Annotated in this window: 28 protein-coding genes; 6 read left to right on the forward strand and 22 right to left on the reverse strand. The window is 64.5% G+C overall.

The genetic code is table 11. The features are described from left to right. Positions 1–8: 8 nt before the first annotated feature. Together H0E82_RS11640 and H0E82_RS11645 are read left to right on the forward strand one after the other, a co-directional pair. Positions 9–1,130 (forward strand): glycosyltransferase, encoded by a 1,122-nt coding sequence (locus H0E82_RS11640; protein WP_180545632.1) that lies wholly within the window; start codon positions 9–11, stop codon positions 1,128–1,130. After that, a complete protein-coding gene (locus H0E82_RS11645; protein WP_180545633.1) occupies positions 1,105–2,460 on the forward strand; it encodes an O-antigen ligase family protein in 1,356 nt (451 codons plus the stop codon). Before H0E82_RS11640 ends, H0E82_RS11645 begins: the two co-directional genes overlap by 26 nt. A 109-nt stretch (positions 2,461–2,569) precedes the next feature. On the opposite strand, the gene lpxL is transcribed toward H0E82_RS11645, so the two are convergent. Further along, on the reverse strand, positions 2,570–3,484 hold the full coding sequence (gene lpxL / locus H0E82_RS11650) for an LpxL/LpxP family Kdo(2)-lipid IV(A) lauroyl/palmitoleoyl acyltransferase (protein ID WP_180545634.1): 915 nt from the start codon (positions 3,482–3,484) through the stop codon (positions 2,570–2,572). A gap of 74 nt (positions 3,485–3,558) precedes the next feature. Here lpxL and waaA point away from each other — a divergent pair, with 74 nt between their 5' ends. Then, complete coding sequence (gene waaA / locus H0E82_RS11655) at positions 3,559–4,914, forward strand: lipid IV(A) 3-deoxy-D-manno-octulosonic acid transferase (protein ID WP_180545635.1); 1,356 nt, start codon at positions 3,559–3,561, stop codon at positions 4,912–4,914. Here waaA and H0E82_RS11660 read toward each other — a convergent pair. The 3 genes from H0E82_RS11660 to H0E82_RS11670 all read right to left on the reverse strand — a co-directional run bounded on the left by H0E82_RS11660 (position 4,911) and on the right by H0E82_RS11670 (position 7,752). After that, positions 4,911–6,266 (reverse strand): TolC family outer membrane protein, encoded by a 1,356-nt coding sequence (locus H0E82_RS11660; protein ID WP_180545636.1) that lies wholly within the window; start codon positions 6,264–6,266, stop codon positions 4,911–4,913. The two genes, waaA and H0E82_RS11660, sit on opposite strands and share 4 nt — an antisense overlap. A 19-nt stretch (positions 6,267–6,285) precedes the next feature. Continuing rightward, the gene (locus H0E82_RS11665; protein ID WP_180545637.1) at positions 6,286–6,948 is read right to left on the reverse strand and encodes a protein-L-isoaspartate O-methyltransferase family protein; all 663 of its coding nucleotides are present in this window, start codon (positions 6,946–6,948) and stop codon (positions 6,286–6,288) included. 126 nt (positions 6,949–7,074) lie between these two features. Next, complete coding sequence (locus H0E82_RS11670; protein WP_180545638.1) at positions 7,075–7,752, reverse strand: TetR/AcrR family transcriptional regulator; 678 nt, start codon at positions 7,750–7,752, stop codon at positions 7,075–7,077. Between the two features lie 142 nt (positions 7,753–7,894). On the opposite strand from H0E82_RS11670, the gene H0E82_RS11675 reads away from it, so the two are divergent. Both H0E82_RS11675 and H0E82_RS11680 read left to right on the forward strand, forming a co-directional pair. Further along, positions 7,895–8,977 carry an efflux RND transporter periplasmic adaptor subunit gene (locus H0E82_RS11675; RefSeq protein WP_219338535.1) on the forward strand — a complete coding sequence of 361 codons (1,083 nt, stop codon included), beginning with the start codon at positions 7,895–7,897 and terminating at the stop codon, positions 8,975–8,977. Between the two features lie 94 nt (positions 8,978–9,071). Continuing rightward, a complete protein-coding gene (locus H0E82_RS11680) occupies positions 9,072–12,248 on the forward strand; it encodes an efflux RND transporter permease subunit (protein WP_180545640.1) in 3,177 nt (1,058 codons plus the stop codon). Positions 12,249–12,260: 12 nt separating this feature from the next. Here the strand turns inward: H0E82_RS11680 and H0E82_RS11685 are convergent, their stop codons facing one another. The 10 genes from H0E82_RS11685 to H0E82_RS11725 form a co-directional block, all read right to left on the reverse strand. Next, on the reverse strand, positions 12,261–13,559 hold the full coding sequence (locus H0E82_RS11685; RefSeq protein WP_180545641.1) for a cyclic di-GMP phosphodiesterase: 1,299 nt from the start codon (positions 13,557–13,559) through the stop codon (positions 12,261–12,263). A gap of 201 nt (positions 13,560–13,760) precedes the next feature. Beyond that, positions 13,761–14,159: a VOC family protein gene (locus H0E82_RS11690; protein WP_180545786.1), complete on the reverse strand. Its 399-nt coding sequence runs from the start codon at positions 14,157–14,159 to the stop codon at positions 13,761–13,763. A gap of 189 nt (positions 14,160–14,348) precedes the next feature. Further along, positions 14,349–14,486 carry a DUF1330 domain-containing protein gene (locus tag H0E82_RS17095; RefSeq protein ID WP_219338525.1) on the reverse strand — a complete coding sequence of 46 codons (138 nt, stop codon included), beginning with the start codon at positions 14,484–14,486 and terminating at the stop codon, positions 14,349–14,351. Positions 14,487–14,776: 290 nt separating this feature from the next. Further along, a complete protein-coding gene (locus H0E82_RS17100; RefSeq protein WP_425600342.1) occupies positions 14,777–15,157 on the reverse strand; it encodes a DUF6970 domain-containing protein in 381 nt (126 codons plus the stop codon). A gap of 75 nt (positions 15,158–15,232) precedes the next feature. After that, positions 15,233–15,520, reverse strand: coding sequence for a hypothetical protein (locus H0E82_RS11700; RefSeq protein WP_180545642.1), 288 nt, complete (start codon positions 15,518–15,520; stop codon positions 15,233–15,235). Positions 15,521–16,077: 557 nt separating this feature from the next. Continuing rightward, positions 16,078–16,551, reverse strand: a complete 474-nt coding sequence (locus tag H0E82_RS17125) for a GFA family protein (protein ID WP_486624450.1) — start codon at positions 16,549–16,551, stop codon at positions 16,078–16,080. A gap of 576 nt (positions 16,552–17,127) precedes the next feature. Then, positions 17,128–17,598 (reverse strand): hypothetical protein, encoded by a 471-nt coding sequence (locus H0E82_RS11710; protein WP_180545644.1) that lies wholly within the window; start codon positions 17,596–17,598, stop codon positions 17,128–17,130. A gap of 76 nt (positions 17,599–17,674) precedes the next feature. Continuing rightward, a complete protein-coding gene (locus H0E82_RS11715; protein WP_180545645.1) occupies positions 17,675–18,121 on the reverse strand; it encodes a hypothetical protein in 447 nt (148 codons plus the stop codon). A gap of 400 nt (positions 18,122–18,521) precedes the next feature. Continuing rightward, positions 18,522–19,238, reverse strand: a complete 717-nt coding sequence (locus tag H0E82_RS11720; RefSeq protein WP_180545646.1) for a hypothetical protein — start codon at positions 19,236–19,238, stop codon at positions 18,522–18,524. Between the two features lie 75 nt (positions 19,239–19,313). Further along, the gene (locus H0E82_RS11725) at positions 19,314–19,580 is read right to left on the reverse strand and encodes a hypothetical protein (RefSeq protein ID WP_180545647.1); all 267 of its coding nucleotides are present in this window, start codon (positions 19,578–19,580) and stop codon (positions 19,314–19,316) included. Between the two features lie 419 nt (positions 19,581–19,999). On the opposite strand from H0E82_RS11725, the gene H0E82_RS11730 reads away from it, so the two are divergent. Further along, positions 20,000–20,341, forward strand: a complete 342-nt coding sequence (locus H0E82_RS11730; RefSeq protein ID WP_180545648.1) for a hypothetical protein — start codon at positions 20,000–20,002, stop codon at positions 20,339–20,341. Between the two features lie 57 nt (positions 20,342–20,398). Here H0E82_RS11730 and H0E82_RS11735 read toward each other — a convergent pair whose 3' ends face one another. The 8 genes from H0E82_RS11735 to H0E82_RS11770 all read right to left on the reverse strand — a co-directional run bounded on the left by H0E82_RS11735 (position 20,399) and on the right by H0E82_RS11770 (position 25,778). Beyond that, positions 20,399–20,773: a hypothetical protein gene (locus H0E82_RS11735; RefSeq protein ID WP_180545649.1), complete on the reverse strand. Its 375-nt coding sequence runs from the start codon at positions 20,771–20,773 to the stop codon at positions 20,399–20,401. Between the two features lie 557 nt (positions 20,774–21,330). Further along, positions 21,331–22,149 carry a DUF2071 domain-containing protein gene (locus tag H0E82_RS11740; protein ID WP_219338527.1) on the reverse strand — a complete coding sequence of 273 codons (819 nt, stop codon included), beginning with the start codon at positions 22,147–22,149 and terminating at the stop codon, positions 21,331–21,333. A 441-nt stretch (positions 22,150–22,590) separates the two neighbouring features. Then, positions 22,591–23,037 carry a hypothetical protein gene (locus tag H0E82_RS11745; protein ID WP_180545651.1) on the reverse strand — a complete coding sequence of 149 codons (447 nt, stop codon included), beginning with the start codon at positions 23,035–23,037 and terminating at the stop codon, positions 22,591–22,593. A 598-nt stretch (positions 23,038–23,635) separates the two neighbouring features. Then, positions 23,636–24,016 (reverse strand): hypothetical protein, encoded by a 381-nt coding sequence (locus tag H0E82_RS11750; protein WP_180545652.1) that lies wholly within the window; start codon positions 24,014–24,016, stop codon positions 23,636–23,638. An 89-nt stretch (positions 24,017–24,105) separates the two neighbouring features. Further along, positions 24,106–24,435, reverse strand: a complete 330-nt coding sequence (locus tag H0E82_RS11755; protein WP_180545653.1) for a hypothetical protein — start codon at positions 24,433–24,435, stop codon at positions 24,106–24,108. An 86-nt stretch (positions 24,436–24,521) separates the two neighbouring features. Next, a complete protein-coding gene (locus H0E82_RS11760) occupies positions 24,522–24,950 on the reverse strand; it encodes a hypothetical protein (protein WP_180545654.1) in 429 nt (142 codons plus the stop codon). A 60-nt stretch (positions 24,951–25,010) separates the two neighbouring features. Beyond that, the gene (locus H0E82_RS11765) at positions 25,011–25,307 is read right to left on the reverse strand and encodes a hypothetical protein (protein WP_180545655.1); all 297 of its coding nucleotides are present in this window, start codon (positions 25,305–25,307) and stop codon (positions 25,011–25,013) included. Positions 25,308–25,364: 57 nt separating this feature from the next. After that, on the reverse strand, positions 25,365–25,778 hold the full coding sequence (locus tag H0E82_RS11770; RefSeq protein ID WP_180545656.1) for a DUF6326 family protein: 414 nt from the start codon (positions 25,776–25,778) through the stop codon (positions 25,365–25,367). Positions 25,779–26,258 lie beyond the last annotated feature (480 nt).

The following is a 26,258-nucleotide window of genomic DNA, read 5'->3' on the forward strand; positions in this document are numbered from 1 at the left end:
GCGGCCACATGCGCCGCCCGCTGACCGTCGTCCAGCTGCTGCCGGCGCTGTCGTCCGGCGGCGTCGAACGCTCCACGATCGAGATCGCCGCGGCGCTGGTCGCCGCGGGCCACCGCGCCATCGTGGTCTCGGCCGGCGGCCGCCTCGAGCCGGCGCTGCGCGCGACCGGCGCGGCTCACGTCACTCTCGACATCGGCGCCAAGCGCCCCGGCGTGCTGGTGCACGTGCGCGCGTTGCGGCGTCTGTTCGCGGACACCGGCGCGGACATCGTCCATGCGCGCTCGCGCCTTCCGGCCTGGCTCGGCTGGCTTGCGTTGCGCGGGCTCCCCCGGGCGCGACGGCCCCGGTTCGTCACCACGATGCACGGGCTCAATTCGCCATCGCGTTACAGCGCGATCATGGCGCGCGGCGAGCGGGTGATCTGCGTGTCGAACACGGTGCGCGACTACCTGCTGCGCCACTACCCGCGCACCGATGGCGCGCGCCTGCGGGTGATTCCGCGCGGCGTCGACATCGCGCAGTTTCCGGCCGCGCCCCTGCCCGACCGCGCGGCGCGGGCGGCGGTGGCGGCGCTGCATCCGACGCTGGGCGGCAGCGGCCCGCTGTTGCTGTTGCCGGGCCGCGGCACGCGCCTGAAAGGGCATGGCGACGCCCTGGGTCTGCTGGCCGTGCTGCGCGGCGACGGCATCGATGCGCGGCTGTGGATGCCCGGTGCGCGCGAGGCCGGGCGCGCTGCCTACATCGACGGCCTCGAGCGCGAGGCCGATGCGCTCGGTTGCGGTGACGCGATGGCCATCACCGCGCCCACGTCGCACATCGCGCAGGCCTATGCCGCGAGTGATCTGGTGCTGCAGCTCTCGCGCAAGCCCGAGGCCTTCGGACGAACGGTGGTCGAGGCGCTGGCCTGCGTCCGGCCCGTGCTCGGCTGGGCGCATGGCGGCGTCGGCGAACTGCTCGCGGAGCTGCAGCCTGCAGGCGCAGTGCCGCCCTTCGATGCGGTCGCGCTGGCGCGTGCCGCGAGGGAGCTGCTCGCGCGGCCACCGCCGCGAGCCGCTACGATGCCCTACACCTTGCGTGCCATGCAGGACGCGACGCTGGCGGTCTATGACGAACTCGACGACGACAACTGAGCCCGCACACGGGATACGCGCGCCGCGCACGGTCGGCTGGCGCTGGGCTCCGCACTGGGTACTGGCCTTCGTGATCCTGTGGCCGGCGCCCGGCTACGCGGAGGGCGTGATGGTGCTGGGTGCGCTGGCGGCCATCGTGCTGCTGCTTCGCGCCCGCTTCCGCGGCGGCGCCGCCCTGCTGAGTCCGGGCGCATGGGCGCTGACCAGTGCGCTGTTCTTCGCCTACTGGCTGCCGCAACTGATCTCGACCGTGGACTCGGTGGACCCGGGCCGTGCGCTGCGCGAGGCGCTCGTCGACCTGCGCTACCTGCCGTTCCTGTGGCTGGTGGCGTCGGCGGTGGCGCATCGCCGCGCGCGGCGGATCACGCTCGGCGGGCTCGCGATCATCGTCATGGTGTGGACGCTCGATGCGCTGGCCGAAGTCGTGCTCGGCACGAGCCCGCTGTTCTTCGGTATCGACCAGCTCAAACTGCTCATCAGCAACCGGCCGATGTGCTCGCCCGACCAGATCGCACTTGCCGACCGCATCGGCGGCGTGCTCGGCCCCTGCAACCTCAAGCTCGGCATCGTGCTGGCCAGCCTGTCACCGTTCGCCCTGTATGCGGCCGGGCGGCGGTTCGGCGCAGGCGGCTGGGTGTTCGCCGCCGCGGCGATCGGCGTGGTGCTGCTGTTCGCCGGCTCGCGCGCGTCGTGGCTTACCTATGCACTGGTCTTGGTGTTCTCCGGCTGGCGCCTGCTGGGCTGGAAGGGGTTGCTCGGTGTGTTCGCGGGCGCAGCGTTGATCGCCACGGCGGTGAGCCTGCTGTCGCCGCAGGTGCGCGAGCGTGTGGAACGCACGGTGATGGGACTGAGCACGGACGAGGCCCGCGTGGACACCGCGCTGTCCGGTCGCGCGCGCATCTGGGATGCCGCGGTGTGCATGGTGCGTTCCCATCCGGTGAACGGGGTCGGCGCCCGTGGATTCCGTGAGGCGTTTCCGGCCTGCGACCCGCAGCCGGGGGAGCTCGCCGCCTGGGGTGAGGGCCCCGCGTTCCACGCCCACCAGATCGTGCTGGAAGTGGCCAGCGAGACCGGGTTGATCGGGCTGCTGCTGTGGCTCGCCGGCGTCGCCCTGGCATGGCGGGCCTGGCGCTTCGCAGCCGCCGAGGCCCGGGATCGCGCGCGGCCGGCGATGCTGGCGCTCGCGGTGACGGTGTTCCCGCTCAATACCCATCTCGCGTTCTATTCCACGTTCTGGGGTGGCTTCACGCTGTTGCTGTGTGCGCTGTACGCCGGGAGTCTGCTGGCCCGCGACGAACCTCCGCCGGCCCCGCGCGCAGCCATCCACTAGGCCCGTCCGACGGCCCGCATACCGGCCGACCGCAGGTGCGCATGCGGTCTGCCGCGCGCCGCGCACGACCAGGCCGGCAGCGCGAGGCGGATCGGACTCCGGCGCCGACTCAGTCGTAGACGGCAGCGCCGTCGGGCTGGCGTTTGAAGCGGCGGTGGATCCACAGGTACTGATCCGGCGCGAGACGGGCCATCGCCTCGATGCCCGACATCACCACCGCGGTATCGGCGGTGGCATCGTCGCCGGGATAGTCGGCGAGCGCGGGGTAGAGGGTGAGCGTATAGCCGCCATCCTCGCGCCGCCGGTGGCCGAACAGCACCACCGCCGCACCGGACATGCGCGCCAGCTGGTGGGTCGAGGTCAGGCTGTGGGCCGGTCGCCCGAAGAACGGCACGTAGACGGCGTCGCCACCGCTCGGGTCCTGGTCGGGCGCGTACCAGAGCAGGCCGCCGCGCTTGAGATGACGCACCGTGCCGCGCACGTCCCGCTTGGGGAACATCGCCGCGGCATACCGCTCGCGGCCACGACGGACCGCCCATTCCATGGCCGCCTCGGTGTGCGGGCGGTACATGCCGGCCAAGGGCACGCGGTCGCACATCAGGCGACCGCAGATTTCCAGGGTGGTGAAGTGCCCGGAGACCACGATGACGCCGCGCCCGCCCGCACGCGCGGCCTCGATGTGTTCGAGGCCTTCGATCACGAGCCCGCGCCGCAGAGCATCGACCGAACCCCACCAGGCGCGTGCGAATTCGAACAGGCCGATGCCCAGTGCATGGAAATGGCGGCGCAGCAGGGCGTCGCGCGCCGCGTCGTCGAGGTCCGGGAAACACAGGGCGAGATTGCGCACGGCGACCTCGCGGCGACGGCCCAGCACGCGCCGCAGCCCATCCCCCAGCCCGCGCCCGAGCGCACGCTGCACGGGCCACGGCAAGCGCGCGGCCAGCGCCATCAGTCCGATACCGAGCCAGACGGGCCAATGCCGGGGCGAGAGCGGAGGACGGGGCCGGGGCGCGGATGGTGCCATCGCAGCATTGTAGGACGTGCATCGCAGCCGACCGCGCGGCATCGGTGCGGTGGGCCATCCGCTATCCTGTCGCGATGCCGTCCGACCTCACCGAACGCCTGTTGCGCGGCCTGTACTCGGCCCTGCTGTACGTACTGGTGCCGGTGACGGTGTATCACCTGATCTGGCGCGGCTTCCGCCAGCCCGCCTACCTGCAGCGCTGGAACGAGCGTTACGGCGTCTATTCCGGCGCGCCGGTGGAGGCGCCGGTGTGGGTGCATGCGGTGTCGGTGGGCGAGGTCAACGCTGCGGCGCCGCTGATCAATGCTCTGCTCGCGCGCGACCCCGCGCGCCGGCTCCTGGTGACCACGATCACGCCGACGGGATCGGAGCGCGTGCGCGCGCTGTGGGGTCCGCGGGTCGAACACGTCTATCTGCCCTACGACCTGTCGGGCGCAGTGCGCCGGTTCCTCGCGCGGTTCCGGCCGCGCATCGGCCTGATCGTGGAGACCGAGCTCTGGCCGAACCTGCTGTTCTGCTGCCGAGATGCCGGCGTGCCGACGGTCATCGTCAACGCGCGTCTCTCGGCACGCTCGCTGCGCGGCTATCGTGTGCTGCGCCCGCTGGTGGGGCGCGCGCTGCGTACGGTCGACAAGGTCGCCACGCAGTCGGCGGACGACGGACGCCGCTTCGTCAAGCTCGGGGCGCTGCGCGACCAGGTGTTCGACACCGGCAACCTCAAATACGACATCACGGTCGACGAGACCGCCGTCGCCGCGCTCGCCGCCGAGTTCACCGCCGGCGCCGGCGCGCGGCCGGTATGGATCGCGGCGAGCACGCATCCCGACGAGGAAGCCATCGTCGTCGACCTGCACCGCCGCCTGCGCGCGCACTGGCCCGATCTGCTGCTGGTCTGGGCGCCGCGGCACCCCGAGCGCTTCCGCGGCGCGTCCCAGCTGGCGGTCGACGCCGGCTGGCGGGTCGCGACACGCGCCCTGACCACGTGGCCGGATGCGGGCGACGACGTCTTCGTGCTCGACACACTCGGTGAGCTGGGACTGTTTTTCGGCTGCGCGGACGTCGCCTTCGTCGGCGGCAGCCTGCAGGACATCGGCGGCCACAACCTGCTGGAGCCGGCAGCGGTGGGGGTGCCGGTCGTCACCGGGCCGCACCTGCAGAACTTCACCGACATCGCGCGCCAGCTGGGCAAGGCAGGCGCGCTGAGGATCGGCGCCGATGCGGATGCGGTGTACGCGCATCTGGCCGCGCTGCTCGGCGACGCCGGGGCACGTGCGGAAATGGCGGCATCGGGGCGTGCGCTGGTCGCGGCCGGTCGCGGCACCCTGCGCCGCACGCTCGAGCTGATCGAGGCGGATCTGCCGACGCCGGATACGACGACGGCGCGGATGCGATCCGCGCCGTCGAGCGGTGGAGCCTGGCGCGACGCCTAGCGGTTGACGCCGCTGCCGGTGCCGGTGGATGCGCCCACGCTGTTGACGTCGACCGTCAGCTGCCGGTTGATCTCCTGCAGATTGCCGATGTCCAGCGTGCCCGCCGCCTGCTCGAGCAGCAGCCGGCTCTGCAGGAAGTTGTACTTGGCGAACGCGTACTGCTGGCGCGCCGAGAACAGGTTCTGCTGGTTGATCAGCACGTCGATGACGGTGCGCGTGCCCACTTCCAGGCCGACCTGCGAGGCCTCGTAGGCGCTGTTGGCCGACACCAGGGCCAGGCGACGCGCCTCGACCTCGGTGATGCCCGCGACCAGACCCTGATAGGCATTGCGCGTGTTGCGCTCGATCGCACGACGCTGCGCCTCGTACTGGTCGGCGGCGATGTCGCGCTGCGCGATCGACTGGCGGACGCGCGACTGGGTCACGCCGCCGTTGAAGATCGGCACGGTCAGCGTGAGGCCGATGCTGTTGGTTTCGCTGGCACGGCCGAGCGAACCGACATTCTCGCGGCCCCAGGTATCGCTCTTGCCGTAGCTCGCGCCGAGGTCGAGGGTCGGCAGATGGCCCGAGCGCGCGGCGTCGACGCCGTACTCCGACGCGGTGACCTGGTAGCTCAGGGCCTGCAGCTGCGGGTTCTGCGCCAGTGCGGTGGCCACCCAGGCTTCGGCGTCGCGGCCTTCCGGCAGCTGCGGGGTGAAATCGTCGGGCAGGCCACGCAGGTCGCGGATCTCCGAGCCGGTGATCTGGGCCAGGGCCTGGTAGGCGTCCTGCAGCGCATTGCGCTGGACGATGGTGTTGGCGCGCGCGCTGTCGTACTGCGCGCGGGCCTCGTGCACGTCGGTGATCGGCGCGAGACCGACTTCAAGACGCTTGTCGGCGAAATCGAACTGGCGCTGGAACGCCGCCTCCGCCGCCTCGGCCGCGGCCAGGGTTTCGGTGGCGATCAGCACGTCGAAATAGGCCGCCGCGGTGCGCGTGATCAGCGCATCGTTGTCCGCGTCGAGCTGGAAATCGGCCGCGGTGCTCAATGCGCGCTGCGAACGCAGGTTGGATACCCGGGTCCAGTCGAACAGGGCCTGGTTGGCACTCACGCCGTAACTGCGCGTGCGTGCGCGGCCGGAGAGGCCCTCGACCCGATTGTCGGTCAGCGACGCGCTGCCCCCGATCTGCGGCAGCAGGGCGCCACGCGCCTGCACCGCGCCTTCCCGGGTCGACAGCCGCTGCGATTCGGCGATCGACAGCGTCGGATCATTGGTGCGGGCCAGTTCGTAGGTCTGGACGAGATCGGCGGCCAGCAGCGGGCTGGACGTCAGCGCCAGCGCGAGCGACAGGAACAGGGGGCGGCGGAACATCGGGGAGATCCTTCGACGATCAGAGGGAGAAATGCGGCACCGGCGCGGCGCCTGCGAGATAGGCGAGCCCGGTTTCGAACAACGACTCGATGCGCGGTGCGTTGACGTCCTCGCCGGTGCGGGTCACCAGCACGGCTTCCATGGCGGGTGCACGGCCGCGGACGATGAACATCCGACCGCCGGGACGCAGCCAGCCGACGAAGCGCTCGGGCACCACGTCCACGGCCCCGCCCACGCAGATCGCGTCGAAGCGGCGGTCGGTGTTCCAGACGAAGGCGTCGGCCGTCACCACGTCGACATTGGCGATGCCCTGCGCCATCAGACGCCCGCGTGCGGCGTCGGCGAGATCGGCATGGCGCTCCAGGCTCAGCACCTCGCGCGCCAGATAGCCCAGGCACGCGGCGAGATAGCCGCTGCCGGTGCCGATCTCGAGCACGCTCTCGCCCGGGGCCAGCTCCAGCGCCTGCAGCGCCCGGCCTTCGACCACGGGCTTGAGCATGGACTCGCCGTGTCCGATCGGCAGTTCCATGTCGGCATAGGCGAGCGCACGATGCGCATCGGCGACGAAGGCCTCGCGCGGCACGCGGGAAATCGTCTCGAGCACGCGCGGGTCGAGTACGTCCCAGGGGCGGACCTGTTGTTCCACCATGGCCGAGCGGGCCTTGGCGTAGTCGATCGTCATCGTTGCGGTTTCCTTCGTTCGCCAGCGGCAATTCTAGCGGTCGCGGGCAGGGTCATCATCGCGGGGGCCTCCCTGTTCACGCAGTGCCGGAAGTCACCGGCCCGGACGGCATGCCGCCCGTCGCGCTCACCGGGCGGGGCGTGCGCCGTAGGCGCGCAGGAACATGTCCACCGACGCGTCCAGGTGCGCGCGCCGTTGCGCGGCGCAGGTGCCGGCATCGTCGCAGTCGAACACCATGCGCTGGTGCAGGTCGCCCTTGAGCAGTACGAAGAACTGCGCCGCGGCGGTGTCCACCCGCGTGGCCTCGATGTCGAGGTCGCCGGTCTCGACGCGCCGGCGCAGCAGCTCCGCGAATGCGGCCTGGACGCGCTCGGGGCCGCTCTTCCAGAACCGCTGCGGCAGTCGCTTCTCGACCATTTGCGGCGTGCACAGAAGGCGGTGGCCGGCGATGGCTTCGGGCGAGCCGATCATCGCGAAGAACGCCTCGGCCACCTCCATCAGCCGCTGGCGGATCGGCGTGCCCGACGCAGGCTCGAACACCGACGCGGGCATCTGCTGTTCGCAATACGCGGCGGCCGCCTCGGTGAACAGCGTGTCCTTGTCGCCGAAATGGCTGTAGACGGTGAGCTTGGACACCCCGGCCTCGGCCGCGATCTGGTCCATGCTGACGCCCTCGAAGCCCTGCTGCAGGAACATGCGCTCGGCCGCGGCGAGGATCGCGGCGCGCTTGGTCAGGTCCTTGGGACGTCCCGGGCCCGCGCTTCGGGCTTCCGGCAGGGCCTCGGGGGAAGGGCGGCTGCTCATGCGCCTAATACTATACCAACGAGTTCTGAAAATATAGGATACGCCTCCGTATCCCTCCCTTTCAGGCCGGCCCATGCTCCGTCCCGCCCTCCTGCTTCACCGCCGAGCGCGATCCGCGTGCCTGTTGACCGTCGGACTCGCGATGACCATGGCGGGCTGCACGCGCGAAGCCGCCGCGCCGGAAGCCCCGCGCCCGGTCCTGGTGACCCGCCCCGCGGATATGGCCGCGCGTGACCAGGCCTCGTTCGCCGGCGAGATCCGGGCCCGCGAGGAGAGTCCGCTCGCCTTCCAGGTGGGTGGGCGACTGATCAGGCGGCTCGTGGACGCCGGCGCGCGGGTGGAGCAGGGACAACCGCTGGCGGAGATCGAGCCCGCCGACCTGCGCCTGCAGGCGCAATCGGCGCAGGCCCAGCTCGCGGCGGCAGAGGCCGAGTACGCGCGTGCACGCACCGACCGGGCGCGATACGCACAACTCGTCGACCAGCAACTGGTCAGCCGCTCGACCATGGATGCCCAGGACGCCGCATACCGGGCGGCGCAGGCGCAGGTCCGTGCCGCCCGCGCCCAGGCCGATGTCGCCGGCAACCAGGCGGGGTATGCCCGCCTGCTGGCGCCACGCGCCGGTGTGATCGCCAGCCGCCAGGCCGAAGCCGGCGAGGTGGTCGCCGCCGGCCAGCCGATCTACACGCTGGCCGGCGACGACGGGCGCGAGGTGGCGATCGCGCTGCCCGAGCTCGGCATCGAACGCTACCGGCTCGGCCAGCCTGCCCAGATCACACTGTGGAGCCGGCCGGACGTGCGCCTTGCCGGCACCATTCGCGAAATCGCCGCCGCCGCCGATCCGCAGACCCGGACCTATGCCGCGCGGGTCGCCTTGGATGCGGACGCCGGAGACGTCGAACTGGGCCAGAGCGCGCGGGTGTTCCTCGCGCCGGCGGGCGACGACCGGGCGCTGCGTGTTCCGCTGGCGGCCATCCAGCCGGGCGCGGATGGCGGCAAGACGGTCTGGGTGGTGGATCCGGGCGATGGCACATTGCGCCGGGTGCCGGTCGAGACGGGCCCCTACGGCGCGAGCACGGTGCCGGTGCGTGCAGGGCTCGACGCCGATGCGCTGGTCGTCGCGGCCGGTGGCCACCTGCTGCGCGAGGGCCAACTGGTCGCGCCGGTGGACCGCGACAACCGGCCCGTGCGGGTGGGGTCTGCAGCCCAGGGGCCGGTCAAGTGAGCCCCGCGTCGCCAGGGTCATCGAGCGAAGACCTCGCCACCGTCTTGCGGCATGACGCCGTCCGCGGATCGACGTCGCGATGCGGAGCGCCGGGATGAGCCGCTTCAACCTGTCCGAATGGGCGCTCGGCAATCGCACGCTCGTGGTCTATCTGATGCTGGTGGTCGCGGTCGCCGGCATCTGGTCGTATTCGCGTCTCGGGCAATCGGAGGATCCGCCGTTCACCTTCAAGGCGATGGTCATCCAGACCCAGTGGCCGGGCGCCACCGCGGACCAGGTCGCGCGCCAGGTCACCGAGCGCATCGAGCGCACGCTGATGGAAACCGGCGAGTACGAATTCGTGCGGTCCTACTCGCGCCCGGGCGAATCCCAGGTGATCTTCTTCGCCCGCGATTCGATGCGCTCCGGCGAAATCCCCGATCTCTGGTACCAGGTGCGCAAGAAGGTCGGCGACCTGCGCCCGCAGCTGCCGCAGGAGGTCATCGGCCCGTTCTTCAACGACGAGTTCGGCGATACCTTCGGCAACATCTACGCGCTCACCGGCGAAGGCTTCGACTATGCGGTGAAGAAAGACTACGCCGACCGCATCCAGCGCCAGCTGCAGCAGCTTCCGCACGTGGGCAAGGTCGAGCTGGTCGGCCTGCAGGACGAAAAGATCTGGATCGAGGTGAGCAACACGCGCCTGGCGACGCTGGGCATTCCGATGTCGGCCGTGCAGCAGGCGCTCGCCGAGCAGAACGCGGTGGTGCCGGCCGGGTTCTTCGAAACGGGTGACGCACGGGTGCAGTTGCGCGTGGACGGGGCGTTCCGGTCGGTGGAGGCGATCCGCGAGTTTCCGATCCGCGCCGGCGAGCGCAGCGTGCGCCTCGGCGACATCGCGCGCGTGGAGCGCGGCTTCGCCGATCCCGCCGCGCCGCGCATGCGTTTCATGGGGCAGGACGCGATCGGCATCGCGGTGGCGATGCACGACGGTGGCGACATCCTCGCCCTCGGCCGCACGCTGGAGACCGGCTTCGCCGAGCTGCAGAAAACGCTGCCGGCGGGCATGGAGTTGCGGCGCGTCTCGGACCAGCCGCGCGCGGTGCGCGATTCGGTCGGCGAGTTCATCAAGGTGCTCGCCGAGGCGGTGATCATCGTGCTGCTGGTGAGCTTCGTCTCCTTGGGCTTCCGCACTGGACTCGTGGTCGCGGTGTCGATCCCGCTGGTGCTGGCGATGACCTTCATCGCGATGGACCAGTTCGGCATCGGCCTGCACAAGATCTCGCTCGGCGCCCTGGTGCTCGCGCTCGGGCTGATGGTCGACGACGCCATCATCGCGGTGGAGATGATGGCCATCCGCATGGAGCAGGGCGACTCCCGACTCGCCGCGGCCAGCTACGCGTGGACCCACACCGCGTTCCCGATGCTCACCGGCACCCTGGTCACCGCGGCCGGCTTCCTGCCGATCGCGACCGCCGCGTCGAGCACCGGCGAGTACACGCGCTCGCTGTTCGAGGTGGTGACGATCGCGCTGGTGGTGTCGTGGATCGCCGCGGTGCTGTTCATTCCGCTGCTCGGCGAGAAGATGCTGCCCGACCTCGCCAACCCGCAGCCGCCGCGCCCAGGCTCGCCGGCCGCCCGCTGGCGTGCCGCGCGCCTGCGCGCGGCCGATCGCTGGCCGGCACTGGCATTCGCGCTCGCACCGCGCGCGCCGCATGCGCACGATCACGATCCCTACCAGCGGCCGTTCTACCGGCGGTTCCGCACCTGGCTGCACTGGTCGTTGAGCCATCGCTGGCTGGTGATCGGGCTGACGGCAGCCCTGTTCGTCGCGTCTCTGCTGCTGTTCCGCTTCGTGCCGCAGCAGTTCTTTCCCGACTCAACCCGTCTGGAGCTGATGGTCGACATGGAACTGGCGGAAGGCAGCTCGCTGCGCGCCACCGAGGCTGCCGCGGCGCGCCTCGACGCGATGCTCGACGGCCGGGCCGGCATCGATTCGCGGGTGGCCTACGTGGGCACCGGCTCGCCCCGGTTCTACCTGCCGCTCGACCAGCAGTTGCCGCAGGCGAACTTCGCCCAGTTCGTGGTCACCACCACCGATGTCGAATCGCGTGAGCAGGTACGCGCCTGGCTCACCGACGAGGTCGCACAGCGCTTCCCCGAGCTGCAGTTGCGCGTGACCCGGCTTGAAACCGGGCCGCCGGTGGGCTATCCGATCCAGCTGCGTGTCTCGGGCGAGCACGTCGAACGTGTCCGCGCGATCGCCGTGCAGGTCGCCGAGCAGGTGCGCGCCAACCCGCACGCCACCAACGTCAACCTCGACTGGGACGAGCCCAGTCGCGTCGTGCGCCTGGTGGTCGACCAGGAGCGCGCGCGCGTGCTGGGCGTCAGTTCGCAGCAGCTCGCGCAGTTCCTGTCGAGCTCGGTTTCGGGGCTGCAGATCAGCACCTATCGCGAGGATAACGAGCTGATCGGCATCGTCATGCGCGGCGCCGAGGACGAGCGCGGCCAGCTCGACATGCTCGCCAGCCTCGCCGTGCCGACGCCGGGCGGGCAGCCGGTGCCGCTGGCCCAGCTGGCGCGACTGGAATCGACCTTCGAAGACGGCATCATCTGGCACCGGGACCGCCTGCCCACCGTCACCGTGCGCGCCGACATCCGTGGCGGCGTCACCCCGCCGACCGTGGTGGGGCAGATCCTGCCCACGCTCGATGCCATCCGCGACGCCCTGCCGCCCGGCTACCGGCTCGCGACCGGCGGCACGGTGGAGGACTCGGGCAAGGGCCAGGATTCGATCAGGGCCGGTCTGCCGCTGTTCCTGTTCGTCGTGGTGTCGCTGCTGATGCTGCAGCTGCGCAGCTTTTCGCGCGCGGCGCTGGTCCTGCTCACCGCACCGCTCGGCATGATCGGCGTGACCCTGTTCCTGCTGGTGTTCCGGGTGCCGTTCGGCTTCGTCGCGATGCTCGGCACGATCGCACTGGCCGGCATGATCATGCGCAACTCGATCATCCTGGTGGACCAGATCGAGCAGGACATCGCCGCCGGCCACGCGCGCTGGGACGCGGTGATCGACGCGACCGTGCGCCGGTTCCGGCCGATCGTGCTGACCGCGCTCGCGGCCATCCTGGCGATGATTCCGCTTTCGCGCAGCGTGTTCTTCGGGCCGATGGCCGTGGCCATCATGGGCGGGCTCACCGTGGCCACCCTGTTGACGCTGACCTTCCTGCCGGCGCTCTATGCCGCGTGGTTCCGCGTGCGCGAGCACGAAGACCGCGATGCGGCGGCCACCTGATCGCCGGGCGGATCAGGGCAGCCAGAGTTTCTCCAGGTCGCGCAGGCCCCAGTCGCCGGGGGCCTCGGATTGCACGATGCGGTCCGTGCACCCCGGCGCCGAGAGGTCCGTCTCGTACATCAGCACGCGTGTCCGGCGGCGGATGCAGTGGAAGACCCGCACGCGCGGCTTGAGCAGTGCGGCCGGCGACTGCTCGATCACCACGGCCAACTGTTCCGACTGCAACCGCACCAGCGTGCCGACCGGGTAGATGCCCAGGCTCTTGACGAACGCCTGGAAGATCACCGGATCGAAATGCCCCGTCCACGAGGCCATGCGCTTGAGCGATTCGGCCGGGCACCAGCCGCGCTTGTAGGGCCGGTCGGACGTGATCGCGTCGTACACGTCGCAGACCGCCGCCATGCGAGCCATCTGCGAGATGCGCTCACCCGGCAACCGGTGCGGATACCCGGTGCCGTCCATCTTCTCGTGGTGGTGCAGGGCGATGTCGAGCGTGGCGGGGTCGTCGACGCCGCTCTCGACCAGCAGGCGGTGCCCGTCCTCCGGATGCCGGCGCATCGCGGCGTATTCGTCCTCGCTGAGGCTGCCGGGCTTGTTGAGCACGTTGAGCGGCGAGACCGCTTTCCCCATATCGTGCAGCAGGCCGCCCTTGGCTGCCGCATGGACGGCGCCCTCGGCCAGGCCCAGGCGGCGCGCGAGCCCGGTCATCAGGCCGGCCACCGCCATCGAGTGCAGGTAGGTGTAGTCGTCGGCCGTCTTCAGACGCGCCACGCTGACCAGCGCGTGCGGATTGCGCAGCACCGACTCGCACACCGCGTCGATCAACGGATCCGCGCTCGCGGTGTCCACGCATCGCCCCAGGCGGGCCTCGTTGAACATCGCCTCGACCAGGGCACGCCCGGACTCGAGCAGTTCGCGCGCGCTCCTGACCTCGTGTTCGAAGCTCGCGGCCACCGCGGACGTCGATGTCGACACCGCGGACGCGGGCGGCGATGCCTGCCCGCCCGGCGCCGAGGACGTCGCCGTCGCCGGTGCGGACACCTCGACATCGATGGCCGCGGACGTCTGCTCCGGCGCGTGTGCGGCGCCGACGCCGGCAACCCGGGCGTGGCCCACGAGCCCGTCCTCGGGCGCGAGGCCGAGGCTCACGTCGATCACCAGATCGGGCACGCCGCTTTCGCGGATCCGCGTCACCGCATCGGCATCCGCCACGAAAGACCGTCGCCAGAAGGGATGATCCAGCCATGAGCCGGAGAGGCGCTGGACATACATCCCGGGGACGAGCTGGTCTGGGCGGATCGTGCGCAACATGGACGGCCGTTCCGGCGTACGGGGGGGGCGGGCGCGCGCCCACCGGTGTCCGGCCGGGCACGCGGGCATCGCGCAGGGAGGCCCTGCACGAGTTCCATCTCCATTAACGGCCGGCACGCGCGGCGCTTGAGTGCTGCCGTGCAAAAGACCCGGGCCGCGCGAAGCCTGCAGCGGCGCGGTTGAGCGGCCCGTGCGAGGCCGTCAGGTGGCGATCGCGTCGTAGCCGGAAGCGGAGAACTCGATCAGGCAGTAGCAATGCCCGAACGGATCCGACATCACCGCGATCCGTCCCCAGACCGCCTGCCGGATCGTCTGCTCCTGGAGCGCGCCGGCCGAGAGCGAGCGTTCGACCGCGCGCTCGAGATCGTCGACCACGATGTCCAGATGCACCGGAGTCCAGTGCCGGGTGTAGCTGCGTCCAGCATGGGCGCCGGCGCATGCCCGCGTGCCCGCGGCGTTCGCCAGGAGGTAGAGCCTCGAGGTGCCGCCCAGCAGCTCCAGCGCACCGGCCCCGAACCGGCGCCCCGGGCGCAACTCGAATGCGGCGCAATAGAAGCGCTCGGCCACGTCGATCGATTCGACGTCGATGTTGACCAGCATCTCGCTCACGTTCGCCTCCACGGCACACACTGGAGCGGGCGGGCCCGGAGGCCGGCTGCCGCAATGGACGGGTTCGCGCATCATCGGGTCCGGGCGATCCATGATCTCCCTGTAGTTCCCGGCACCTGGAACAGGCCGAGCCACGAAGCGGGTTCGTCTCGAATGGATTGTCAGGCGCATCCCACGCCGTCAGCCGAGAACATCCGCGCCCCTGTAGCCCTCCGGTACGCCTTGAACCAGAAGCACATCACCCTCCGTGTGCTCGGTACGCAAGTGCCGGATCGCGCTGTACGCGTCGGAGTTGTACCAACCTTCAGCCTGCTCCATGGAGGGGACTCGATGACGACCAAGTCACCGGATCATGCACCCTCGAGCGGTTGGTAGGGCCGCCATGCACACGGTGCTCGCCAGAGAAAGGCGCCAGTGTGCCGTCGATGCGCTTCAAGCATCTCTGATCGCGTCGCCAAACCGGGTTTCTCGTATCACCGCAATAGCGTAAGCGGTCATTGACTGCTCCAGAGGATCAAGAATGCGTCAGTGCGCACTGATTCCTGAAATGCCTGAACCAAGCTAAGCCGCGCCGCGGGGCGGCGTCGAATCAATTGTGAGGCCACATGTCAGGGGCGCACACGTACAGGCTCTGAAGGTTCAGGCGTCCCTCGCGCATCTCGCCATACCAACCGCTCAGACGTCCGCTTACCGAAGAAATCGAGGCACGTGCCATCTCCCAAACCAGTAAAGCCGCCATCTGGATGGCATAGCAGCTCTCCGCTTGCAGTGTAGAGCGCACTCGGAATATCGCAGCACGGCAACCTTGGAACGAAATAAACAACCCGTCCCTCGTACTGGTAGCGCCACACCGCACCAGGGCTGGACCTCGGCGGCATTTGCTTGTAACGCTCTACCAGGTCCTGAACAAAGTGCGGCAGGTTCTCTGACGCGCGGGCAGTCCAAGAGATGGCTAAAGCCAAAATAATGATCGGGATGCGATAAATCATGGTAGTGGCCCAAAAAGTGCGTCAACCCACGCCGCGAAGGCCCATCGGCTTCAACGGAGCGCTAGGCCTGAGGTTCTAGCGCTTCCGCGGAATCTCGATGCCATAGGCCCGCTCACCGCCTTCCGGTACAACTAGGAAGGAAATCAATGTGCCCGGGAAGCCGGAGATGAAAGCAAGGATGCGCCAACCGGCGCTAGGGTTGTTTTGTGCCCGCATGCCGGCATAGCTGATATTTGCGAGAACCCAGAGCCCGGACACCCCGAAACGCGCAGATTGCTGCGCCTGAGACGTAGTCTCCGCAGCTATGGCAGCTATCGGGGTGACGCCCACTAAGCCTGCGAGCAAATTCTTTTGAAATTTCATGTATCTCCAGTCATCCGATGACGTGCTGCCGAAGCCTGACGCCAGAGTTTAAAGCCGATCCGCGAAATGGGTTCAACTTGAATCAATCTCGGCTTCAGCCTACAGCAACTAGTGAAGGTGCTCATGTCGCGGCGAATTAATGGATGTCGCGCCACCGAGGGCCGCTGTAAGTCTGCATCCGGACCCCTGAGGTTGATCCTCAACTGCACGAACGCCGTGAGATCGCACAGGACGCCAACAAGCCTTGCATGCGCTGGATCTCGCATTGCTGCGAGAAATCTTGTTTGATCGGCGGGATCCACACCCCGTTACCAGTCGCAAAGGTGAAGTGGCTTCTGTGCGGGTCTGCGACCGGACGGGGATTGATATGTGCTTATACAGCCGAGGATGGCGGCATTCGCGCACTCAGTCCTCAGCGCATTGACGAACACACACGGATCCATGTTTTCCGCCCTAACGCCTGAATGAAGCCGCGCCGCGAAGCTGCATCGGCTTTGACGAATTGTTAGGCGGCGCCTGCGCCATTACGAGCGCCACCTGCAAGAGGTCGGAAGAGTTCAATCCAGGAATTTCCATGTGGCCGCGCCATCAAACCGCCGTACAGTGACTGAGGCTACTAATGCTGGTTCGAAGTTGCGGAGATTGACGCCGTGGCGAGCGCCGGGCTTGGGTTCTATGGGCTCCCAGTGCGTGGCAATGCCGCAGGTCTTGCAGCGGAAATTGATCAGGCTGCGATCACCCCACACGTAGCTCTCCGTGTTCATCGGATGACCTTGGATAGAGACGCTACCGAGTTCGTAATACGCCCAGATGCCGGCCGTGCGCCGGCACAAGGAGCAGTTGCAGCGTGTCGCGGTCTCGGGGACGGCCGGCAGACTGAGCCGGACCGCTCCACAGTGGCAAGAACCGCTCAACGAAAGGGGGTGCTCTTTATTCACGGACGCGTCTCGCTTCCTGTGTCGCCTAATGCCTGAGTTAAGCCGTGCCGAAGCGGGCCGTGCCGCGAAGCGACATCGGCTTGAACGAATCACTAGGCATTAGCCTTAGATGATTCTCTGGTCGCAAGAACACGGCGCAGCTCCCGGCGATAGAGAATTGCTCCCAGCAAGAACAGTGCTATCCCTGTGAAAAGGGCGAACGGCGTGGCCCTGACGACTAAAATGATCCCAATGATCTGCGCCAGTACACAGAGGTTGAGCTTGGCGCTGGATATGTATTTAAACATCTCAAATCCTTTTGATGTCCGCGAAGTGGAATCGGTTTGAATGAACTATTAGGCCGTAATGGCGGCGCGACGACGAGTGCGAGCCCAACGAACCGCTGCCGCCCCCAAGAAAAGCGCTGCAACTACCGAAAAAGCGATAGCGGCGTATATGGGGAGCGAGTGAGCACAGTCTGTCCCGGCAGGTGGATTGCCACCGACGCACTGCGGGAAGCTGCGGACAATGAGTAGACCCCACCACCAATAGAGCCCGGCTGACAAAGCGAGCAATAGCGAGCCTGTCCTTACCAGTCTCGCTGTCGAGCTAAACATCTTCGAACCTCCTTGCGCGGCCTAACGCCAGAATTAAGCCGCGCCGCGAAGCGGCTTCGGCTTGAATGAATTGTTAGGCGCTGACCGACTCATGCCGCACCTGCCAAAAAGAAATTTCGTAGTCTGTGAGGTCTCCGCCAGGTTCCGGCTCATAGAATTCAACGATGCAGGGCGAGTGCGGAAACTGACGCGCCAGCTTTGCTTCGTAGATCTGCTTTAGAGCCCGGCCAAGGACTACAACCTTGTCCTCCGTCAGCTCGTCCTCATCGCCGCAATGGATGTCAGCAATGTGGAGATGGTTCATGACCCACTCCACGGACTTACGTCTGGAGCCGGTCTGTTTTTCAAAGCCCCTCAGCGATTCCTCGGAAAATCCTCTGCGAAGTATGTAGCCTTCATGCTCCACGAAGTCCGGCCAGAACAGGGTGAGGTAGCCGGTGGCGAGAGCGTAATTGCCCATGCGGCCTACCCAGCTTTCCAGATCAATTCCCGCGCCGTTGTTCCAGCGTCCCAGCTCTTCTCTCATGCTATCGGGGATGTTCATTTCAGCGCCTAACGCTTGAATTAAGCCGTGCCGCGAAGCGGCGTCGGCTTGAATGAATTGTTAGACAACAGGCCCGTCAAGTGTCGTACTCCCCGCTGTCCCATGGCTCAAAGAAGGCCATGTAGTTGCCGGGTTGCATCTCTACCGCCCAAGCGTCATCTTCTTCTTCGGGTGGCCGTGCGATCAGACCGAACTCAAGGCCAAAACGTTCTACGGAGAATGGAGCAACCTCTACTCGCTCGAATGAGACGTCTCCAAGGCTAATGAGCCTTTCGTCGTACTTTGCACGCCGAGCATCATCATCCAGGCTAGAGCGAGGACCGAAGCTGTCGATTTTTGCATCGATGAGCTGGCCGGACAGGTCGAACGTGTAGAGCGCAACGAATTCACACCCCGGGTTTTCGCCGATGGCGGGGTCAAAGGGGTTGGTGAGAATGAACTGGCGCCCGTCATGAGTGCGTCCGATATGTTCGGCGTGATAGTCATCGTGATCGATAGCGATTAGCTTTGGTCGGCCTTCCATGATGTCTCCCCTGTTGTCTAACGCCTGAATTAAGCCGCGCCGCGAAGCGGCGTCGGCTTGAATGAACTGTTAGGCCGCAGCCTACCGTCCATGCTTAAACCGTGTAAAGAATGACTTGTGAGCAAGCCACACGATAAGCGGCAACGCAACAAGAACCACAGCAGTCGCGTAGTTGCCGAAATCTGTGTCACATGCAAAGACCGAGTGCCCGCCGTGGTTGCATCGAATGTTGCCTGCGTATGAAAGGCTTCTTTGCCAAAGCCACCAGAGAACGCCCGCCGTCAGGGATAGCGCGACTAACAAGCCAATGAAAGCGGGAACGTAGATGCTGCGTTTCATTACTGCGGCCTAACGCCAGAATTAAGCCGTGCCGCGAAGCGGCATCGGCTTGAATGAATTGTTAGGGCGCATCCGCACGAGCCTTGGAGATCTGTTCTCTCTTAGCTCTGGCCCTTTCTTCCAAGTGCTTGCGCTGAATCTTCATGACCGACATTGCGACTGCTGCGGCAATTACCACCGCCATTGCAGAGATTGCCGGCGCGATTACGGCTAGAAGATTCGAGCCGAAAATAAGTGATGAGAAAGGTCCGTTCTTAGAGAGAGCCATGAACAGGGTCATTGATGCTGCCACCATCCCCATCATGACGCTCATCATCGAGATCATGCGTGCGCGATATTCCTCCATGCCAGAGGACGGACGATCATCTTTAGGTTTCACGAGCGGGCTCGGAGCTTGCGTGGAAGGCGGTGTAACGAGAGTCGCGAGCCTTGCGCAGTAGTCCTCCTTTGTCTTTGCAGAAATGAAGCTCGAATCCATGACCTCTTTCATTAATTCTTGGGCGATTTCGGGTGTGCGATACAAGCTCTTTGACTCGACACCGTACTTCCTAGCTGTTGCCTCAATCAATGACTGGATGATCTCGCCCGCAGGGATGTGGCCCTCGGATATTCCTGGCTTTATGGCATAAATGACCTCGCGGTTCGCACCGAGAACCTTCTGGGTGTACTCGCGGTTGTCTCTTCGTGAAAGGACAAGCCGCGAGATAAAGGTAACAATCAGGCCGCTGAGGATCCCTCCGCCTATCCCGATAAACCAAGGGTTGTTAATTACTTCCATAGCAGGAGCGCCCCCTGTGCGCCCTAACACCAGAATTAAGCCGACCCGCGAAGCGGGTTCGGCTTGAATGAATTGTTAGGAGCCATGCCCGTTGCTCACAAGTAGCCGTGTTAGGACGTAATAGCCAAAGTCGGCTAATTCATTCTCTGGAAGTTCTGCCAAGTCAGCTAAGTGGCCAGGGGCATAGTCCTTGAAGGTGAAAATGCTTTGGTGCGACCAACTGGTTTCGCCTTGCCCTTTACGGACGTCATCGAGCACCACCCGCAGTGAACCGTCAGCAAGCTCGGCGAGGCTGCACAGAACCCCAATGTTCTTGGTCGGAGCAGCTTTTGAACTCTTCATGGTACCTAACGCTTGAATTAAGCCGTGCCGCGAAGCGGCATCGGCTTGAATGAATTGTTAGGCAGCAGTCTAGTCCTCATGGCGGTAGAAGGTGTAGCCCGAAGGTTTGCGGGTAAATGTGCCGACGAACCAGCCCACGGGAAAGGATTGCTCAACCGAAAGCAAAGGTATTGAGCCGCGGTTGGCGTGAACGTACTTACCCTCAGAGTGCCAGTCAGACAAGACAAGAACTTTGGCCAATGCCTCCGCGCTTGATAGATCAGGAGCACGGACCCGCTTGGTAGTGAAGAAGCCAACTACGGGAGCATCATCAAATGGTAGGTCGATCCCCCGGCCAGAAAGAATGACAGTGAAGTGCGGCATATGCTTGGTCTGCTGCCTAGCGCTTGAATTAAGCCGCGCCACGAAGTGGCGTCGGATTGAATGAATTGTTAGGCCGCGGCGCCACTCGCGTCCTTGTTTGGGTAGAACAGAAGAGTGCTGCCCTCTTGCAGCGCTTCTTCGTAGAAGCCGGCGAAACCTCTGTACAAGTCTGTATTGAGAACTTCGACCTGAAGCTTGCCATACCTCATGTTCTCAATTTCCGTGAAACCGTACCTGCGGCACTCTGCGACGGCAGCCAGGTACTCATTCGAGTCAGCGCCTTGGCGGAAAAACAGCATGCACTTATGAGTTGCACCGACTTCCGGATGATTCCATGTGTACTCCGCGTTGCCAGAGTACTTTCCAGTGAACCCATAAATCACAATGACAGTCATTGAGCGGCCTAACACCTGAGTTAAGCCGCGCCGCGAAGCGGCGTCGGCTTGGACGAATTGTTAGGCACTTGCCGAGTAGCCACGAGCCAATATCTTCAAGAGCCTCGGGCGAGTGTACGCCTGCTCTGGATCCAGCTCCGCTGGATCGCTACTTCGCTTCCATTCGCCAGCATCGAAAGCGAGATAGATCTCGTTGCACGGCTCAGGTAGGTACTGGCCGCCTGCATTGAAGCCATAGGGCCATAGCCAGTTCATGGCCGTGTCCGCGGCCTCAAAACCGAGCGAGCCGGCCATGTAGCTCTCGGCAATTGCTACGGCTAGTTCGTTGCACATGCGCTCCACGGACCAGCCCCGCGCCGCCCGCTCGCGCTCTAGCGCCGGCTCTCGAAGAGTCCCGGTGACTTCTAGTAGCGAAAGCAGCGGATGCTCGTTCAAGCGCCTAACACCTGAGTTAAGCCGCGCCGCGAAGCGGCGTCGGCTTGAATGAATTGTTAGAGCCCACGTGCAAGTCGGCCACGTATTGGCTCGATGAGTAAGAATAAAGCTAACGAAGCCGTGAGGCTTGCGGCGAATAGGAAGGTCGCCGCAACAAAGAAGCTGGAGAAAAGCGCGCGGCCAGTGCGAGTACCAGGATTCTCCGGCAAAGTAAACTGGAAGAAGAACCCTAGGAAGCAGAGGAGAACAATGCCAAGTGCGGCGCAAACAAATTTACTGACTAGCTTGTCGTAAGTTTGAAAGGTGCGTGGTTTCATAAGCGCATGAAACAATGGGTAAGAACCTATAAAAGCCCAAGCCGATGCGCTAGCTATGCGCTCGTGATGTGCCACTAGCGGTAGCTGAAACGGCGCTGGAAGTGCAAAGACAGCAACAAGAAGAAAAACTACTCCATACAGCACCACGTACGGCCAAAACCCACGCCTGCGGATAGCCAAGTCGCATGGTGAGTTGTACAGGAATTTGCCAGTCGCCATCAGTGGGCTCTAACACCTGAGTTAAGCCGCACCGCGAAGCGGTGTCGGCTTGGACGAATTGTTAGGCGCTGCCGGAATGACCCTTGGGGGCAAGTAGATCGTGAAATGTGCCAACGGGTCTAGGAGAACGCTATGCGGATTCTGTTGCTCATCCAGCCGTACCAGCCCTAGTCGGTCCAGTAGGCCGAAGTTGGCGGTAACGAGGTGGCCCATGTGGACGTTGAGGCGGTCGTGCCACACGTGATACGTGCCCAGCCGACCGTCACGGCGGTGATAGAACCCGCGCAAAGGATGGGTGAGGTACACCAGCGCGGTTTCCCGATCAGGGAACCCCGCGATTTCATCAAGATGTGGCTTGCTCTTGAGTTCCACTGACGCCGGAGCCCATTGCGAACGCGTACGCATCGAGTACTTCCCATACATTCCGGTGGAATCGGCGTGCGCATCGAACTCGACCCGACCGCCATACCAAGGCAGCTTCCAAACCGCGTGAGGAATCAGCCGAGTCCATGAGTCGAGTGTGGTACCAAGGAACCAGACACACTTCTCGCCGGTCTCTCGGTCGATGATGTAGATGCGGTAGTTGGTTTGGCCCATCTCGAAGGATGGAAAAGGAAAGACCGCTGAGGTGAAGTCCACATCAATAAACGGTACGACTGACAGGAGTGCTCGCTCTTGCCCGTCAATTCCGACAGTGTCGAGCTTGAATCGATCAGGCATCACGCCGGCAAACCGCAAGGGGTCGAATGCGTACGTGATGATTGCGAAGTGCTTCAGGCCGCACGCGATATCAATTCCGGACGGCTCGGGGCGAGCGTGCAATGCATCTGCAAATTTCATCGATTGCTGCATAGGCCTCCCGCGGCGCCTAACACCTGAGTTAAGCCGCGCCGCGAAGCGGCGTCGGCTTGAATGAACTGTTAGGCCGATTGTGGCCCGCGAACTAGCAGTACGACCATGAGGATGCCAAAGACAACAAAGAACACCCAAGTAGAAAGGTAAGCGAGTGTCAATGCGCGATCCGCCCCGGACTGCCGTGGGAGAGTTGCAGCACGCAACGGCAGCAAATCTGAGTAGAGCAACGTGCGAGGGGAATCAGCAGCCTGGAACTGGCTGGTGCGATGAAGAAACCGGATGACAGCAAACCGCAGACCGAAGTTTGCCAATCCAGAGAGAAAGAATGCGGCAGAGATGAATTCTAGAGATCCCATCAACTTTCCAACAAGCGGCCTACGCTCGAATTAAGCCGCGCCGCGAAGCGGCGTCGGCTTGAATGAATTGTTAGGCCGCAAGCCTACCCAGCCTGCCCCACGACTGGCGCAACCCCACAAGGTGCACCAGACCAATGGCCAGGCAGATCGATGAGCTCACGACCCAGAAGGTGATGCTGTTGCCCGGAAAGTAGGCCATGACCGGAACGAACGCCACACCGCGAACGATGTAGATGGCTGTGATGGCAGAAAGAACTGTGCGGCGAAGCGGCAGATGCCGAATCACGCCACCAGCTGAGAGTGCATACGCAGCCCAGATTGCCAATACAGCGGCGATACCGAGCGTCATCACGGTGGGGTACCAGTGACCTGCAGCGTGTAGTTGCGCGATCTGCTCTCCGGCGCCCAAGAGGCGAAAGAGTGGCGCGCCAACCACCAGGCACGCCAGATGTGCCAGGGCCGCCATGCCACTCAGCACGCCGCCGGCGATCAGTAGCTTGTTGCTCGAAGCTGCCACGCTAGTTCCCTTGCGTCCTAACGCCTGAATTAAGCCGAGCCGCGTAGCGGCTTCGGCTTGAATGAACTGTTAGGCCTCATGGCTGGCATGCCACGGCCACGGCCTCAACGGTACTGGCTGGCGCTGAAATTTGCAGCCAGCAGCTGAGACCCGCTGGCTGGTACTCGACGAAGGTGCCTGTCTCTCTTTGGACTGGTACAGAAGGGCCATACAGCCGACTCACTTCCGAGGCCGGCATGCCCGGGCACAGGCCGCGCGGCGTGCAAGCCTTCGGGCCGGTACCGCGGAGCGCCCAAACGCGCCGTTGCACCCCCGCATCCCGTTGCTCAAGCCAGCCTACCGTAGCGACAAGGCCGGGGTACTGGAGCTCGATACCTTCGCCAGTATCGACTCGGCGCGAAGGCTCGCCCAGGAGGCGAAGCACCCTTGCTTTCGTGTCGCCTGACACAACACCCCCAATGCTCAGCTCAGAGGACGGTATCTCGCTGCACCAAGCCGGGAGCGCAAGAAGGAATATCAGAAGAGCGAGAGTGGTTCGCATGAGGCTTAACACCTGAGTTAAGCCGCGCCGCGAAGCGGCGTCGGCTTGGACGAATTGTTAGGCGGCACGCGACAACATTGCGGACGCCTTGCGAAGACGATACCAATAGCGGAACGCGAACAGGCACGAGAGTGGATAGCCGACGAGCCACAGCGGATTGAGAAGCGACAGTAGCAAGGGCCGCCGCAGCCAGCGCGCAACCTTCTGCTGTGGGTCAGGAAAGAACCAGTCCGGGAGCGTGACGCCCATGAGCAAGAGAGCAAATACCGTCTCCAGTGCGAAGGCGCCGCAGACCTGCCAGAACACTGCATGTGCGAGCGCCGGCCTCTCCTCGGGTGATAGTTGCGCTTCTCGAGCGAAGCGCGCGAAGTCGTCGCTGTCCAAGCCGATCTCGGTCCAAGCGTAGGACGTCGCTTCCCAGACCTTTTCCCGGTTCACCGGAACCCCCTTTGCCGCCTAACGCTGAGTTAAGCCGCGCCGCGAAGCGGCGTCGGCTTGAATGAATTGTTAGGCTGCGCACTCATTGCTCAATCCTCGTTGTACGGAACAAAGTTAATGTCGTAGCCGTGCGGATTCTCGCCCGGAGGCTGTTCAGCCTCAGTCTCGTAGATCTCAATTTCGCCGGTAGCTGAGAAGCCGATTTGTTGCCCGATGATGCGGGCCATATGAGCTGATTCGTCGGCGTCAGCCGCCCAAGTCTTGATTGACATGACCGCTGGTCCTGGGCGGCACTCGAACCCATCTTGCAGTTCGCCAGCGATACCATCCGCTATTGCGGTGAAGTGCTTGTATGGCGTGACCATCCGACCATATCGGAGCTCAAGCTTCCAGTTCTGGCTCTGAGATTCTTCAGGCATACGATGATCTTTCCTAGCAGCCTAACGCCTGAATTAAGCCGCGCCACGAAGCGGCGTCGGCTTGAATGAATTGTTAGGCGGCGGACTCACGTGTCGAACCCCATGCCTGTGCAACGAGAGTCAATGAAATCTAGAGCCCAGAAACGGTCGTTTTCGCCATACCCTAGATGACAATTTAGATGCCGCAAACCTTTGCGCAGATAGACGTGCACTGATTCAATCGACAAGTCGGCCAACTCATCAGCGAATTGAGGATGCTGGGCAACGTACTTGTCTTTCGCGGCGCTTACGCCATCTCGAAGCCAGTCGTTGAGCAGCGCAGACTCAGTGTAATCAATGAGAGGCTGAATCGGGTAATCGGAGGAATCATCAATCCCGATGAAGAATGAGATTCCGTCAACACTACCTCGCCAAGACTCATCATCATCTGACCAGACGACAGGCCCGAGTTTGTCGAGCTCGACTCGATCGATCGGCCTTGGCCTCTTGGATTTCCAGATGTCGAAGATGCTCATCCCGCCACCTAACGCTTGAATTAAGCCGCGCCACGAAGTGGCGTCGGCTTGAATGAATGGTTAGGCGTCACGGCTGCGGAACTCTGACAGCCAAAGGGCGCCTCCCTCATCCGCCAGGGCGAAGTGCCCGAAAGACGGGCTGTGGGAAATGGTGCCGTTGAACATGAGCGCGTCTAGCTCCTCCGACTCCCGAAGCTCCTCTTGCACGAAGGTGAAGCGCAAGCCGCACGCCGCTGCGGGATCAAGACCGAGCGCAGCGAGATCATCCAGCGTACCTTGCACCAGCGCATACGAGCGCTCCGCCAACTGCGAATTCGCGTCGAAGTAGAGCCTGGGGTGCGGGGTGCAAATGTCCATGACGCCTAACACCTGAATTAAGCCGCGCCGCGAAGCGGCGTCGGCTTGAATGAATTGTTAGGCGTCTGACCGCGGCCACTTCCACGCGAGCCAAATGATGGACAGGAGGAGCAGGATCTCGACGATGCCGAAGTACACATAGAAGATCCATGCTCCTTGGATAACCAGAACGGTTATTGCTACGAAGATGGTGGCAACTACAATATTGACCCACCTGCATAGGGCGGGCGTTGACAGTACCGAGAAAGCTGCCATTAGGCTTGGGGCGGTCATCATGATTGAGGTGCCAAGCAGCTTGCCCTGAGTTACGTCGCCCAGAGGCCCAATCCGGCCGTCGAGCATGGCGGTGAGCTTATAGGGCGTGTAGAGCTCAAAGTAGTCGCCATAAATGAAGCAGAACATTGTGGAGACCCACAGAAGCGCTAGCTTGATGCGAACGTCAACTCTGCAATTCTGTAGTGGGGGAGTCATGTGCTCGTCCTCAAATTGCCCAAGATCATGTTCAGACGCCTAACGCCTGAGTTAAGCCGACCCGCGAAGCGGGTTCGGCTTGAACGATTTGTTAGAGCACACGGAATACATTTTCGAGCTCCCTGTCCGTATTGGGCGTCTCCCATTTGGAGAGCCAGCATGACCCTATGCCCGAGCGCTCCGCGGTCTTCTTGAACAGCTCCAGTTGACTCTGCGTCGGCTGATAGTGCTCGGGGATGAAATGCAAAAGAGCAGTGGGCTTGCGAAGTGAGAACCCAGGCGCCAGCTCCTCGACTAAGGACCGCAATGTCTCGCGGACCTGCAAGAAGTCAGGATCTCCGCGCGAATTGTCGAGTGCGTAACAATCACGACGCGCCCTCTTGTCCTCACCGACCACGCGGCCCATGAAGTGATGCGGGAAGACTTGAATGTAAAGGATCCGTCTGCAAAACACTTTGGATGCGCTCTAACACCTGAATT

Source organism: Luteimonas deserti (assembly GCF_013425765.1).
GTDB lineage: Bacteria > Pseudomonadota > Gammaproteobacteria > Xanthomonadales > Xanthomonadaceae > Luteimonas > Luteimonas deserti.